13 protein-coding genes and 1 pseudogene are annotated in these 14,708 nt (G+C 68.3%); 8 read left to right on the top strand and 6 right to left on the bottom strand.

Features of this window, described 5'->3' with window-relative positions; all coding sequences use genetic code 11:
* The 5 genes and pseudogenes from GJV80_RS24465 to GJV80_RS02490 form a co-directional block, all read right to left on the bottom strand.
* A complete protein-coding gene (locus GJV80_RS24465; protein WP_255455605.1) occupies positions 1-333 on the bottom strand; it encodes an alpha-hydroxy-acid oxidizing protein in 333 nt (110 codons plus the stop codon).
* Positions 334-400: 67 nt separating this feature from the next.
* Positions 401-1,249, bottom strand: a pseudogene (locus tag GJV80_RS02505) (alpha-hydroxy-acid oxidizing protein); the annotation flags it as partial.
* Positions 1,249-2,295, bottom strand: coding sequence for an L-idonate 5-dehydrogenase (locus GJV80_RS02500; RefSeq protein WP_154686559.1), 1,047 nt, complete (start codon positions 2,293-2,295; stop codon positions 1,249-1,251). The gene GJV80_RS02500 and the pseudogene GJV80_RS02505, both read right to left, overlap by 1 nt.
* A gap of 76 nt (positions 2,296-2,371) precedes the next feature.
* Positions 2,372-2,812, bottom strand: coding sequence for a peroxiredoxin (locus GJV80_RS02495; protein ID WP_230208052.1), 441 nt, complete (start codon positions 2,810-2,812; stop codon positions 2,372-2,374).
* A gap of 35 nt (positions 2,813-2,847) precedes the next feature.
* Positions 2,848-3,273 (bottom strand): DUF3052 domain-containing protein, encoded by a 426-nt coding sequence (locus GJV80_RS02490; protein WP_154686557.1) that lies wholly within the window; start codon positions 3,271-3,273, stop codon positions 2,848-2,850.
* 264 nt (positions 3,274-3,537) lie between these two features.
* Here GJV80_RS02490 and aceE point away from each other — a divergent pair, with 264 nt between their 5' ends.
* Positions 3,538-6,330 carry a pyruvate dehydrogenase (acetyl-transferring), homodimeric type gene (gene aceE, locus GJV80_RS02485; RefSeq protein WP_154686556.1) on the top strand — a complete coding sequence of 931 codons (2,793 nt, stop codon included), beginning with the start codon at positions 3,538-3,540 and terminating at the stop codon, positions 6,328-6,330.
* A gap of 73 nt (positions 6,331-6,403) precedes the next feature.
* Here aceE and GJV80_RS02480 read toward each other — a convergent pair whose 3' ends face one another.
* A complete protein-coding gene (locus tag GJV80_RS02480; protein WP_230208484.1) occupies positions 6,404-7,456 on the bottom strand; it encodes a PHP domain-containing protein in 1,053 nt (350 codons plus the stop codon).
* A 300-nt stretch (positions 7,457-7,756) separates the two neighbouring features.
* Here GJV80_RS02480 and GJV80_RS02475 point away from each other — a divergent pair, with 300 nt between their 5' ends.
* From GJV80_RS02475 to GJV80_RS02445, 7 genes are all read left to right on the top strand, one after another.
* Complete coding sequence (locus tag GJV80_RS02475; protein WP_154686555.1) at positions 7,757-8,986, top strand: CdaR family transcriptional regulator; 1,230 nt, start codon at positions 7,757-7,759, stop codon at positions 8,984-8,986.
* Positions 8,987-9,194: 208 nt separating this feature from the next.
* Complete coding sequence (locus tag GJV80_RS02470) at positions 9,195-10,412, top strand: acyltransferase domain-containing protein (RefSeq protein ID WP_154686554.1); 1,218 nt, start codon at positions 9,195-9,197, stop codon at positions 10,410-10,412.
* A gap of 102 nt (positions 10,413-10,514) precedes the next feature.
* Entirely contained in the window at positions 10,515-10,760 is a 246-nt protein-coding gene (locus tag GJV80_RS02465; RefSeq protein WP_091528583.1) for an acyl carrier protein, read from the top strand.
* Between the two features lie 39 nt (positions 10,761-10,799).
* On the top strand, positions 10,800-12,059 hold the full coding sequence (locus tag GJV80_RS02460; RefSeq protein ID WP_154686553.1) for a beta-ketoacyl synthase: 1,260 nt from the start codon (positions 10,800-10,802) through the stop codon (positions 12,057-12,059).
* Positions 12,060-12,088: 29 nt separating this feature from the next.
* On the top strand, positions 12,089-13,531 hold the full coding sequence (locus tag GJV80_RS02455; RefSeq protein ID WP_154686552.1) for an acyl-CoA carboxylase subunit beta: 1,443 nt from the start codon (positions 12,089-12,091) through the stop codon (positions 13,529-13,531).
* Between the two features lie 27 nt (positions 13,532-13,558).
* Entirely contained in the window at positions 13,559-13,906 is a 348-nt protein-coding gene (locus GJV80_RS02450; protein WP_154686551.1) for a hypothetical protein, read from the top strand.
* 18 nt (positions 13,907-13,924) lie between these two features.
* A complete protein-coding gene (locus GJV80_RS02445; protein WP_230208051.1) occupies positions 13,925-14,701 on the top strand; it encodes an aminoglycoside 3'-phosphotransferase in 777 nt (258 codons plus the stop codon).
* The last annotated feature ends 7 nt before the right edge of the window (positions 14,702-14,708 follow it).

Here is a 14,708-nt window from a genome sequence, read left to right as displayed (position 1 = left end):
TCAGTCCGGCAATGTCACGTGCCGGTCAGAAAGTTCGTCGCTGGACCGGACGCCCAGCAGCTGCATGGCTCGCTGATATTCCCCGGCCAGGATCTCGTAGGCCCTGACCACGCCGTCCTGCCCGCCGGCCATGATCCCGTACAGGTAGGCACGGCCGACCAGTGCTGCGTCGGCGCCCAGTGCCCTGGCCGCGACGATGTCCTGGCCGTTGCGGATGCCGCTGTCCACCAGGATCGGCACGTCGGGTCCGAGCTCCTTGCGCACCGCAGGCAGCACGGTGATCGGAGCAGGCGTCCGGTCCAGCTGCCGGCCGCCGTGGTTGGACAGGATCACCCCCGTCGGCACCGCGGTCGATCGCCTCCCGGGCCGATGGCACCGACAGGATCCCCTTGACCAGCAGGTTCCCGGGCCACCGCTCCCGGATCCAGCCGAGATTGTCCAGCCCCACCGACGGATCGAAGATTCTGCTGGCGATCTGGTTGAAGTCGTACTTGCCGCGCAGCGAGGTCAGCGAGGCGAAGTCGACCTGCTCGGTGGTCAGCTTGTTGATCCACCAGTACGGGAAGCGCGCCATGTCCAGGAACGTCGACGGGCGAAGCGACGGAGGAATGGTCAGCCCGTTGCGATCGTCCTTGCGACGGTAGCCGGAGACGGCGGTGTCGCAGGTCAGCACCAGCGTCGAGCAGCCGGCACCGCGCGCCCGCTGGATCAGTTGCTCGTTGATCTCCGGCGAGGTCGGATACAGCTGGAACCACAGGTCGACCTCGGGCGCCGCCGCACGGACAGCCTCGACCGTCGTCGTGCCGACCGTTGACAACGCGTAGGGCACCCCGAAATGCTGGGCCACCCGGGCGACTGCCGCCTCGCCGTGATGATGCATCATCCGGGTGTAGCCGGTCGGGGCGAAGCCCATCGGGATCGGCAGCCGGCGACCGAACAGTTCGACGGAGGTGTCGGGGTTGTCGACCGACCGCAGCCCGTCCGGATGGAAGATCAGGCTTCGGTACGCCTGAACGTTGCGGTCGGCGGTGATCTCGTCCTCCGCCGCGCCGTCGACGTAGTCGAAGACCGACCGTGGTGTGGTGCGCCGGGCAGCCCGACGCAGATCGCCGATCGACAGCGCCCCGTCGAGCCGCCGGGTGACCGGATTGAGGCCGGCGCCGCGGAACTTGAGGTTCTGACGCACCTCGGCCCAGCGGGGCCGGCGGCGGACCACCGGGACGTCGGGAAGTTCGCGGATCCGTGGCATCAGCCGGTCACCACGGCCTCGGGATCAGCGATCTGGAGCAGCACCTTGCAGGCCGTCGTGCGGTCGCTCGCGGTGTCGAAGGCGGCCCTGGCATCGGCCAGTGGAAACTCGTGGGAGATCAGCGGCTCGGCATCGATCCGATCAGCCAGCATGCCGATCGCATCGGCGAACTCGTCGTGGAACCGCCACGAGCCCAGCAGCTCGATCTCCTTGTTCACCAGGGCGTTCCCCAGGACCGAGGTCATCCCGGGCGGCAGGATGCCGACCTGGACGACGGTGCCGGCGCGGCGCACGGTCCGGATACAGGTGTTCAGCCCAGGGCCACTCCCCGAGGCCTCGATCGCCACATCGACCTTGGCCGGCCACGCCGGATCATCCGGGTGATCGGCGCGGAGCAGGACGTCGGCGCCCATCTGCTTGGCCTGGGCCAGTGCGTAATCGGTCAGGTCGGAGGCATAGATGGTCTCCGCACCCGCCTCACGAGCAGCGGCGACTGCCAGGCAGCCGATCGGCCCGGCACCGGTGACCAGTACCGACCTGCCGGTCAGCTCACCCGCCCTGCGGACGGCGTGATAAGCGACGCTGAACGGCTCGCTGAGCGCGGCCCGGCGCAATGACATGCCGTCCGGCAACGGAACCGCACGACCGGCACCGACCACCAGACGCTGGGTGAAGCCACCCTGGATGTGCGGAAAGTGGGCGGCCGACCCCAGATAGCGGCTCGAGGCGCACAGTTGCGGGCGCCCCGCCGTGCAGTCCTCGCACTCGCCGCAGACCTGCGCAGGATGGACGGCGACCGGGGTGCCGACCTCGATCCCGGTGACGCCCTCACCGATGACACCGACCCGGCCGACCACCTCGTGGCCCACCACCAGCGGTTCGCGGATCACGAACTCACCGGCCGCGCCGTCGTGGTAGTAGTGCAGGTCGGAGCCGCAGATCCCGCCGTAGACGATGTCGACGGCAACCTCGCCGGGACCGGGTTCGGGGTCGGGTTTGGGGACCACCGCGAGTTTCCCCGCACTTTCGATGACGCAAGCCAGCATGTTGCCATTGTGTCGCGCGGTGTTCGGCGGCTCTCGCCCGGGCACACGGTGACCGGTGTCGGCGGACCGCCGGCGCTCAGGTCGGGACGGCGGCCAGATGCTCGCTGATGTCCCGGGCGGACCCGATCGCGTTGCGCACCGACCAGCTGACCGTGCCGTCGGCGTCCAGTACGAATGATCCGCGGACGGCGCAGCCCAGCTCCTGATCGAAGACACCGTAGGAGGCCGCCACCGCGCCGTGCGGCCAGAAGTCACTGAGCAACTCGAAGCCGAGCCCGAGCTGATCGGCGAAGACCCGCAGGGCGTACATGGTGTCGGTGGAGATGGCCAGCACTCTGGCACCGGCGGCGGAGAAATCCGCCAGTGACTCCTGGATGGCGGCCATCTCGCTGCTGCAAACGCCGGTGAAGGCGTACGGATAGAAGACCAGCACGACCGGTGACCCACGCAGTTCACTGAGTCGAACGGTCTCTCCGTGCTGGTTGCGCAGCTCGAAATCCGGGGCCGGCGAACCCACGGCGACCGACCCGCCACCGGTCAACGGCCCACCGGTCAACGGCGCGGGCCGCGTGGCGGTACCAGCTTGCTCGCGGTCCAGCTCCCGGTGATCGGCACCGTCGTCGTCAGGGCGAGGCCCGCGGTGACAGCGGCCTCACTGACGTCGGTGGCGTCGACGAACCCCTCCCGGCCGACCTTGGGGGTCAGCAACCAGACGTAGCCGGTGTCGTTCAGATCGGTGACCGCGTCGACCAGGCCGTCGGTGATGTCACCGTCCTCGTCGCGCCACCACAGCAGGACGACATCGACCGGCTCCATCGCCTCCTCGACGAGTTCTCCGTCGATCGCATCCTCAATCGCCTGCCGCAGGTCGTTGTCGACATCTTCGTCCCATCCCAACTCCTGCACGATCTGCCCGGCTTTGAAGCCGAGCCGTGAGACAGCCGATTCCGCACCATCGGGCCGTGCCGTCGAGCTCACAACACCTCCACTCCTCTCCCGCCACCGGCGGGGTCATGATGCGCCAGACTGCCAGAGCTTGAGGCTTGGTGGAAAGTCTCGGCGCGCCTGTTGCTTTCTCGTAACGCTAGGGGCCCGCCTGTACCGGCTGCCCGGGACCCCATGCACGGGGGTGAATCGAGGTGACAGGATGGAGGGTGAACACCAGCGCACAACCACGCTCACCAGGTGCTTGAACAATTGGGGGCAGCACACCCCGCTGCCCAACACGTAAAAGGAGCCTCGATGGCCAGTCCCGGGAAGCGCCCCGCCATCACAGCAGAAGGTCTGCCGAGCCAGATCCCCGACATCGACCCGGAAGAGACCGCGGAGTGGCTTGAGTCCCTCGACGGTCTGTTGGACAGTGCGGATTCGGCCGGCCACGAGGGCGACGGCAAGCACCGTGCCCGGTTCATCATGCTGAAACTGCTGGATCGCGCACGGGAGCGCCAGGTGGGGCTGCCGGCGCTGCGCAGCAGTGAGTACATCAACACCATCTCCACCGAGATGGAACCGGACTTCCCCGGCGACGAGCACCTCGAGCGCAGGATCCGTGCCTTCATCCGCTGGAACGCCGCGATCATGGTGTCCAAGGCCAACCGCAAGGGTCTTGAGGTCGGCGGTCACATCGCCACCTACCAGAGTGTCGCCAGCCTGTACGAGGTCGGCTTCAACCACTTCTTCCGCGGCAAGTCCCATCCGGGCGGCGGCGACCAGGTCTACTTCCAGGGCCACGCCTCCCCCGGCATCTATTCCCGCGCGTTCCTCGAGGGCCGGCTGACCACCGAACACCTGGACGGCTTCCGGCAGGATGCCTCCCGCGGTCCGGGCCGGTCGGTGACCTCCTACCCGCACCCGCGGATCATGCCCGACTTCTGGGAGTTCCCGACCGTTTCGATGGGCCTGACCGGCCTGAACTCGATCTACCAGGCCCGGTTCAACCGCTATCTGCACAACCGCGGGATCAAGGACACCTCCCAGCAGCGGGTCTGGGCCTTCCTGGGTGACGGCGAGATGGGTGAGCCGGAGTCCCTGGGCGGCATCACGGTCGCCGCCCGCGAGGGCCTGGACAATCTGACCTGGGTGATCAACTGCAACCTGCAGCAGCTCGACGGCCCCGTCCGCGGCAGCGGCAAGATCGTCCAGGAGCTCGAGTCGGTCTTCCTCGGCGCCGGCTGGAACGTGATCAAGGTGCTGTGGAGCCGGGACTGGGACCCGCTGTTGCACGCCGATGTCGACGGCAAGCTGGTCACCAAGATGAACACCACCCCGGACGGGCAGTTCCAGACCTACTCGACCGAGACCGGCGCCTACATCCGGGAGCATTTCTTCGACAGCCCGGACCTGGCGAGGATGGTGGAGAACTACTCCGATGAGGATCTTCGCCGGCTCGGCCGCGGCGGTCACGACTACCGCAAGGTGTACGCCGCGTTCAAGGCGGCCACCGAACACGTCGGCCAGCCCACGGTGATCCTGGCCCAGACGGTCAAGGGCTGGACGATCGACGCGCTGGAGGCGCGCAACGCGACCCACCAGATGAAGAAGTTGACGGTCGACGATCTGAAGGCGTTCCGCGATCGGCTCTACCTGCCGATTCCCGATGATCAACTCGACGATCCGTACAACCCGCCGTACTTCCATCCGGGTGAGGATTCCCCGGAGATGCGGTACATGCACGAGCGGCGCAAGCAGCTCGGCGGCTACCTGCCGGAACGCAAGCCCAAGCCCAAGATCGTCAAGCTGCCCGGCGACGAGGTCTACACGCCGCTGATGAAGTCGGCCGGCAATGCGAAGGTGGCCACCACCCAGGCGCTGGTCCGGTTGCTCCGGGACCTGATGAAGGATCCGGAGATCGGCAAGCGGATCGTGCCGATCGCTCCGGACGAGTTCCGCACCTTCGGCATGGACTCGATGTTCCCGACTGCCAAGATCTATTCCCCGCACGAACAGAACTACGAGTCGGTCGACCGCAGGCTGCTGCTGTCCTGGAAGGAGGGTCCGACCGGGCAGCTGCTGCACGAGGGCATCTCCGAGGCCGGCGCGATGGGATCGTTCACCGCTGCCGGGTCGGCGTACGCCACCCATGGCGAGCCGATGATCCCGTTCTACATCTTCTATTCGATGTTCGGCTTCCAGCGCACCGGCGACTTCATCTGGGCTGCTGCCGACCAGATGTCCCGCGGCTTCCTGATCGGCGCGACCGCCGGCCGTACCACGCTGACCGGTGAGGGCACCCAGCACGCCGACGGCCACTCTCCGTTGCTCGCCTCGACGAATCCGGGGGTGGTGCACTACGACCCGGCGTTCGGATTCGAGATCGCCCAGATCGTCAAGGACGGGCTGCGCCGGATGTACGGCTACGAGAGCCAGGAGCATCCGGGTGGGGAGGACCTGATCTACTACCTCACCGTCTACAACGAGCCGGTCAACCAGCCCGGTCCGCCGGATGATCTGGACGTCCAGGCGATCCTCAAGGGCCTGTACCGCTTCCGGTACGCCCCCGAGATCCAGCGCGAGGGTGACCATCCCACCGCTCAGATCCTTGCCTCGGGCGTTGCCATGCCGTCCGCGCTCGACGCCCAGCGGATCCTCGCCGAGGACTGGGGGGTGGCCGCCGACGTCTGGTCGGTGACCTCCTGGAACGAGCTTCGCCGGGAGGCGCTTGAGGTCGACCGGCACAACTTCACTCACCCGGGCGAGGACCAGCGGGTGCCGTACGTGACCACGGCCCTGCAGGGCACCGGAGGCCCGGTGGTGGCGGTCAGCGACTACATGCACGCCGTGCAGGACCAGATCCAGGGTTGGGTGCCGAACCCGTGGTTCTCGCTGGGCGCCGACGGTTTCGGCATCGCCGACACCCGGGCAGGTGCCCGTCGCTACTTCCTGGTCGACGCGCAGTCGATTGTCGTGGCGACCCTTGCGGCATTGGCCCGGGACGGCAAGTACGACCCGCATGCCGTCGCGGTCGCGTTCAAGAAGTACGAGTTGAACGACCCGACAGCAACTGCGGGCGTCCACCAGGAGGGCGCGGGCGCCTGATCCGCAGCAGGGGTGCCCTGATCCCGGCCAGCGTCTCGACCGACTTCTCCGGTCCCGACCGGTCCGCCCGGGATCAGGGATTGCACCACTGCAGCAGGCGTTCGGCGGGCCAGGTGTTGATGATCCGCTCGGGCTCGATGCCGACCTTCGCCGCCCGCTCGCAGCCGTAGGAGAGGAAGTCCAGCTGGCCCGGCGCGTGGGCGTCGGTGTCGATCGAGAACAGGCACCCCATGTCGTACGCCAGCTGCATCAGCCGGGACGGCGGGTCGCGTCGTTCCGGCCGGGAGTTGATCTCCACCGCGGTGTTGAACTGCCGGCAGGCCTCGAACACCACCTCGGCGTCGAACACCGATTCCGGTCGGGTGCCCCGACCACCGGTGATCAACCGCCCGGTGCAGTGACCGAGCACATTGACCCGGGGATTGGCGATGGCGGCGACCATCCGGTGGGTCATCGACTCCGAGTCCGCGCGCAGTTCGGAATGCACGCTGGCAACCACAACATCGAGTTCGGCGAGCAGGCCCTTCTCCTGGTCGAGGCTGCCGTCGGACAGGATGTCCACCTCGATCCCCTGCAGGATCCGGAACGGTGCCAGCCGCCGACGGAGATCACCGACCACGCCGATCTGTTCGCGGAGCCGTTCCGCGGACAACCCGCGGGCGACCTTCAGCCGCGGTGAGTGGTCGGTGATCGCGCAGTACTCGTGGCCGAGGTCGCTGGCGGTGATCATGGTCTCGGCCAGCGGACTGCCGCCGTCGGACCAGTCGGAATGTACGTGCAGATCGCCGCGCAGCGCCTGCCGCAGCTCCGCACCGCCGGTGGCCAGCGGTACGGCCTCGGAGCGAAGTCTTGCCAAAGTCTCCGGCAACCGGCCCGACTCGGCCTCGATGACCACCTTCGCCGTCTTCGGCCCGATCCCGGGCAACTCGGCCCAGCTCTGCCGAGCCCGATGATCATCGCGCTCGGCCTGGTCCAGCCCGTCGATCACGTCGGCTGCCCGCCGGTAGGCGCGTACCCGGGGCGTCTCGGCCCGGGACCGCTCGAGCCAGAAGCCGATCTCCCGCAGCGCGGACGCTGCGTCGGGATGATCATCGGTGCCGATGCTGCCGGTACCCGGATCCGTCACACTCGCCTCCCGCCGACTCCACCGATGCGCGACGCTAACCCTAACCACCGCGCCGGATCCACCCCTCAGTCCGATCAAACCCGTCGGCCCCGATCCCCGTCGGCCCGATCCGCCCCGTCGGCCCGATCCGCCCCGTCGGCCCGATCCGCCCCGTCGGTCCGAAGCTCAAAGTTTGACCGTGTGTACCGGCCGATCGGCGTGTCGCAGCCGCACGGTCAAACTTTGACCTTGCGAGAAGAGGGGCGCGGCGAATAGGGGCGCGGCGGCCCCGGCCGCGCGCCGTGGAATACGCTGCGACGCATGGCGGCATCTCCACGCGGCATCAGCCGGTCGTTGCTGCCGTCGCCGAAGGCCCGTGCAGCGATGGCCAAGCGGATGGCCGAGGTGTCGGGGGAGATGACCACGGCGGCGGTGGCCGAGATGGAGGTACGCCACCCCTGGTTCGCCGAACTCGATGCCAAACACCGCTCGTGGATCACCCTGGTCGCGCAGGCAGGTATCGACGGTTTCGTCCAGTGGTTCGCCAATCCGGAACCGACCCGGCCGTCGACGGCCGACGTGTTCGGATCCGCCCCCCGAGAACTCGCCCGCAGGATCTCGCTCTATCAGACCGTCGAACTGGTCCGGACCACGATCGAGGTCGCCGAGAAGCAGATCGACGAACTGATGCCGCGCAACGACCGGCCCGTTCTGCAGGCGGCGATCGTCCAGTACAGCCGGGAGGTCGCGTTCACCGCGGCCGAGATCTACGCCCGTGCCGCCGAACTGCGCGGCGCCTGGGACGCGCGGCTGGAGGCTCTGGTCGCCGATGCGGTGATCCGCGGCGAGACCGACGAGACCGTGCTGTCCCGGGCATCGGCCCTGGGGTGGCGCTCCTCGGCCGACGTCGTTGTCGTCGTCGGCGCGGAGCCGAAGGATGAGCCCAGCGTCGCGATCGAGAGCATCCGGCACGAGTGCGCCAAGGCAGGGGTGGACATGCTCGGCGCCGTCCAGGGCGACCGGTTGCTGGTCGTACTGGGTGGTGAGAAGGTGGCCGATCCGGAAGCGGCCCTCACCGTCGTCCGCCGCTTCCTCGGAACGTTCGGCCCCGGTCCGATCGTCATCGGCCCCGCGGTGGACCATCTCGCCGACGCCGCCCAGTCCACCCGCGCCGCGTTGTCCGGTTATCGCGCTGCGGTCGGCTGGCCGAACGCTCCTCGCCCGGTCCTGGCCGACGACCTGCTGCCGGAACGAGCATTGTCCGGTGACGGCCATGCCCGCCGGGCACTCGCTCGTACGGTCTACGGCCCGCTGGCCCAGACCGGCAGTGGCCTGCTGGAGACGCTGGTCGTCTTCCTGGACAACAACAGCAGCGTGGAGGCCACGGCCCGGGCGCTGTTCGTCCATGCCAACACGGTGCGGTACCGGTTGAAGCGGATCCAGGAGGTCACTGGGTACAGCCCGACCGATGCCCGGGACGCCTATGTCCTCCGGATGGCGTTGACGCTTGGCCGCTTGTTGCCCGACGGTCGGGAGACCCCACGCGGGTAGTCCCGCGCGACTGAACGGCGGCTTGCATCGTCGACCCGTCGGCCCGGCCGCTGTGGTGTCAGGAATTCCTGCGGCTTCGTCCAACCAGGTCCGAATATGACACCGGACATCTCAGCCGGGTGTTTGTACGGTTCCCACAAGACGGGGACACGAGTTTCGTTGTGTCGCTGCACGACTAAACGGTGCCCGGCGCGACAGAGTTGGTGTCGTGCTCGCCGTTGTCGCGCCCGGACAGGGTGCCCAGACCCCCGGTTTCCTGAAACCGTGGATCGCTGAGTCCTCCTTCGCCGAGCGACTCGCCTGGTTGTCCGCGGTGAGCAGCCTCGATCTCGAGCACTACGGCACCGACGCCGATGCCGACACCATCCGGGACACCGCTGTCGCCCAGCCGTTGCTGGTCTCGGCCGGCCTGCTGGCGGCGCTCGAGCTGTTCCCCCATCCGGCCGATGCTTTCACCCAGATCGGCGTCGCCGCCGGACACTCCGTCGGCGAACTCACCGCCGCCGCGGGCGTCGGCGTGCTGACCGCCGAACAGGCCATGGTGCTGGTCCGCGAGCGGGGCCGGGCGATGGCGGAGGCCAGCGCGGCGACTCCGGCGTCGATGACCGCGGTGGTCGGCGGCGATCCCGCCGAGGTGCTGGCCAAGATCGAAGAGCACGGGTTGACCGCCGCGAACAACAACGGCCGTGGCCAGGTCGTCGCCGCCGGAACAACGGACCGACTCGCGGCCCTCGCCGCCGATCCACCGGCGCGCGCCCGGCTCATCGAGCTGAGCGTGGCCGGAGCCTTCCACACCGAGTACATGGCCCCGGCCGTCAGCCACCTGGACCGACTGTCCCGGGCCATCAGTACGCATGACCCGCGGACCCGGCTGCTGTCCAACGCTGACGGCCAGGTCGTCCACGACGGAGCCGAAGTGCTGCGCCGGATCGTGCGTCAGGTCTCCTCGCCGGTCCGCTGGGACCTGTGCATGGCGACGATGGCCGATCTCGGAGTGACCGGACTGCTGGAGATGCCGCCCGCCGGCACCCTCACCGGTATCGCCAAGCGCAATCTCAAGGGTGTCGAGGTGTTCGCATTGAACAATCCGGACCAGCTGCCCGATGCGTCGGAGTTCGTCCGCAAGCACGCCGACACCGGCAACAGCGCTCCGATCGCCAGCAACCCGACCTGGCGGCTGATCGTCTCGCCGGGCAAGGGACAGTTCACCCGCACCGATGATCTGCCCGCCGGCACGGTCCTGCCCGACCTGAGCACCGTCGGTGCCGTGAAGAACCTGCGTGACGAGATCCCGGTGACCGCCCCGCACGGCGGCATCGTGGTCGAATGGCTGGCCGAGGACGGCGATCCGGTTTCACCTGGCCAGCCGCTGCTCAGATTGCATCCGATGGTCGAAACAACCGATGCGACCGAAATCGGCCGCTGACCGCCCGCCGCCTGACCGCCCGATTCCCGGGAGCACGGCCCGGGAGCACAACCCAAGATCGACGCACCGTGCTCGATCGCAAACCCTAGGAGAACCAGCCAGATGGCAACCACCGAAGAGATCCGCAGCGACCTTGCCGAGATCGTCAACGAGGTCGCCGGGGTACCGGCCGACGACGTGCAGCTGGACAAGTCGTTCACCGACGATCTCGACGTCGACTCGCTCTCGATGGTCGAGATCATCTACGCCGCCGAGGAGAAGTTCGGCGTCAGCATCCCCGACGAAGAGGCGAAGAACCTCAAGACCGTCGGTGACGCCGTCGCCTACATCGAGCGCGCCGCCGCCTGATCACTCCCGTCTCTGCGCCTACCTGAGGAGCACATCCTGATGTCCCGGACGCCAGTCGTTGTCACCGGTCTCGGAGCCACCACGCCGTTGGGCGGCGATGTGGAGTCCACCTGGTCCAACATGGTCGCCGGCAAGTCCGGCGTCCGGGCCATCGAAGCCGATTGGGCGGCCGAACTTCCGGCCCGGATCGCCGGCCAGTTGGTCGTCGATCCGGCCGAGGTACTTCCTCGGGTCGAGGCCAGACGGCTCGACCGATTCGCCCAGCTGGCGATCATCGCCGCGAACGAGGCCTGGCAGAACGCCGGGTTCGGCTTCGGCGAGGACAACCAGGTCGACCGGGAACGCCTGGCGACCAGCATCGGCACCGGCATCGGCGGCATGCACACCCTGCTGGGCCAATGGGACATCCAGAAGGAGAAGGGCGGCCGCCGGGTCAGCCCGCTGACCGTACCGATGCTGATGGGTAACGCCGCGTCGGCCCAGGTCAGCCTGCGGATCGGGGCCCAGGCGGGGGCCCACACACCGATCTCGGCCTGCGCGACGAGCAACGAGGCGATCGCTCTCGGACTCGACCTCATCCGGCTCGGCCGGGCCGATGTCGTCGTCGCCGGCGGGTCGGAGTCGGTGATCCACCCGCTGCCGATCAACGCCTTCAGCCAGATGCAGGCCACCAGCCGCCGCAACGAAGAGCCCGAACTCGCCTCCCGACCGTTCGACAGGGGCCGGGACGGCTTCGTGCTGGCGGAGGGAGCGACCGTTCTCGTCCTGGAGTCCCTGGAACATGCCCGGGCGCGAGGGGCGCGGATCTACGGCGAACTCGCCGGCGCGGGCACCACCTCCGACGCCTTCGACATCGTGCAACCCGATCCCAGCGGTCTGAGCCAGGGCCGGGCGATGAAGATCGCCCTCACCGAGGCCGATCTTGCCCCCGGCGACATCGTGCACGTCAACGCCCACGCGACCTCGACGCCGACCGGGGACCCGGCCGAGGCGACGTCGATCAGGTACGCCCTCGGCGAGGACACACAGGCGATCGTCACCTCGACCAAGTCGATGACCGGCCACCTGCTCGGCGGCGCGGGTGCCCTGGAGTCGATGGCAACGCTGCTGGCCCTGTATCACCGGGTGGTTCCGCCGACCATCAACCTGGACGATCCCGAGCCCGGCCTCGGCATCGACATCGCAACAACGGCTCGTGATCTTCCGGCCGGTGATCTGGCCGGCATCAACAACTCGTTCGGATTCGGCGGCCACAACGTGGCAGTCGCCTTCACCAACAAGTACGCCACTCACTCATAGATCATCACCCCAGCCGACAGGAGCCTGACATGAGCACGGCAGTGCAACAGCCGCAGGCGGTCGAACAGAAGGTCTCCGAAAAGCTCCCCCGGGAACTGGACCCGCGTAATCCGAGGCGCCGGTTGGCTGCCCTGCTCGATGTCGGCAGCGTCGAGCTGATCACCGATGACGACGGGTCGGGCATGCTCGCCGCAACCGGCGCGATCGACGGAAACAAGGTCGTCGCGTTCTGTTCGGACGCGACGATGTCCGGCGGCGCGATGGGCTCCGACGGATGCGCGGCCGTCGTCGAGGCCTACCAGCGGGCCCTGGCCGAGAATCTTCCGATCATCGGCATCTGGCATGCCGGAGGTGCCCGGCTGCAGGAGGGTGTGCGGTCCCTGGACGGCGTCGGCCGGATCTTCCATGCGATGACCCAGGCGTCGGGCAGGATCCCCCAGATCTCGATCGTGCTCGGCCCGGCGGCAGGCGGGGCGGCATATGGGCCGGCACTGACCGACGTCGTCATCCTCGGGCCGGAAGGGCGGATCTTCGTCACCGGACCGGACGTGGTCCGGTCGGTGACCGGTGAGGATGTCAACATGCTGCGTCTCGGCGGCCCGGACACCCACGGTCGCCGGTCCGGTGTGGTGCACGTGGTTGCCGATGACGAGGCGGACGCGCTGGACCGGGGCCGGCGACTGGTCGGCCTGCTCGCCGATCGAGGTCGGGTCGCGGCATCGCCGGATGACGACGATCTTGGTGCGCTGTTGCCGGATTCGACCAAGCGCGCCTACGACGTCCATCCCCTGGTGGAGTCGCTGTTGGACGACGACACCATGATCGAGTTGCACGCCCGTTGGGCGCCGAACATCACCATCGCCTTCGGTCGGCTCGCCGGCCGGACCGTCGGTGTGATCGCCAACAATCCGCTCCGGCTCGGCGGCTGCCTTGACTCGCTCAGCGCCGAGAAGGCGGCCCGGTTCGTCCGGATGTGCGATGCGTTCGGTGTGCCGTTGGTCGTGCTGGTCGACGTTCCCGGCTACCTGCCGGGTGTCGGGCAGGAGTGGGACGGGGTCGTCCGGCGGGGTGCGAAGCTGCTGCACGCCTTCAGCGAGGCGACCGTGCCGCGGGTCACCTTGATCACCCGGAAGGCCTACGGCGGCGCCTACATCGCGATGAACGCCAGGTCGCTCGGCGCCACCAGAGTGTTCGCCTGGCCGGGAGCGCAGGTTGCGGTGATGGGCTCGGTCGCGGCGATCCGGATCCTGCACCGCCGCAAACTCGCCGGTGCGCCCGAGGACCTTCGGCCACAGCTGGAGGCGGAACTGGCCGCTGAGCACGAGCGGCTCGCCGGTGGTGTCGAGAAGGCGGTGGAGCTCGGGGTCGTCGACCAGATCGTCGAGCCCGCGCACACCCGGTCGGCCATCGCAGCTGCCATCCGCGACGCCGACACCGGCGTACGAGGCCGGCACACCAACATTCCGCTCTGAGGATTCCCGGTATGACATGCTTGGCCCATGAGCACCGAGCATGCCGCCCAGCGCCAGGCCGTACGGCTCGCCGACCATGCCGCCGAACTGCTGGACGAGGCGCGACAGGCACCGGCCCGGCGCGCAGCCCGGACCTTGATCGGCGGTAGCGCCCAGCGCGTCACCATGATCGCCCTTGCGGGCTCGAGTGAGTTGTCCGAACACCTCTCCCCCGCCGCTGCCTCGCTGCAGTTGATCAGTGGTGAAGCGGTGCTGGTGGCCGGTGATCGGGAATGGCAGTTGGACGCCGGGACCTTGATCGCCATCCCGCACCAACGGCATTCCCTGCGTGCGGTCACCGACACCGTGGTGTTGCTGACCGTCTCGGTCGACTGACGCGATGCCGCAGTGATCGTGGCGTCTGTTCCGGTCGGTGGAGAGCCGAGCTCGGAGCTGTACGACGATCCCGTCGAGCCCGATCAGGTGCCGGCGATCGTCGCCGAACTGGCTGCCGGTGCGCAGATAGTCCTGGTGTGGACCAACGAACTGGGCGGCCGGACCTTCCGGGTCGATCGACCGGGCGGCGCCGAGTTCGTCAAATGGTGTCCCGATCATCCGGAGATCGATCTTGAACTCGAGGCGACGAAACTCCGATGGGCCGGCCGGTACATCACGGTGCCGCCGGTGATCGGGCACGGCCGAGACTCCGCGAGGTCGGCCTGGTTGCACACCCGAGGCATTCCCGGAACGACGGCGATCGCACCGGAGTGGAAGGACCGGCCCGAGATTGCCGCGCGCGCCGTCGGCACCGGCCTGCGCACCTTACATGATCGGCTACCGGTGCAGGACTGTCCGTGGAGCTGGGAGGTCGACGCTCGCGCAGAGTTGATCACGGAACCGCGGCAGCGAGCCGAACTGATCGCCGGACAGCCTCCGACCGACCTGTTGGTCGTCTGCCATGGCGACGCATGCTCGCCGAACACCCTGATCGGGCCGGACGGCGTTTTCACCGGGCATGTCGATTTCGGCAGTCTCGGGATCGCCGACCGGTGGGCCGATCTGGCGATCGCCACCTACGCGATCGACTGGAACTACGATCCGCGGTACGAGGACGCGCTGCTCGAGGCGTACGGCATCGATCGGGATCAGGGCCGGATCGACTACTACCGGCGCCTGTGGGATGCCACCTGATCACGCC

Origin of the sequence: Microlunatus sp. Gsoil 973 (assembly GCF_009707365.1) — a bacterium.
Lineage (GTDB): Bacteria > Actinomycetota > Actinomycetes > Propionibacteriales > Propionibacteriaceae > Microlunatus.
This window is presented reverse-complemented; position numbering and strand designations above follow the sequence as displayed.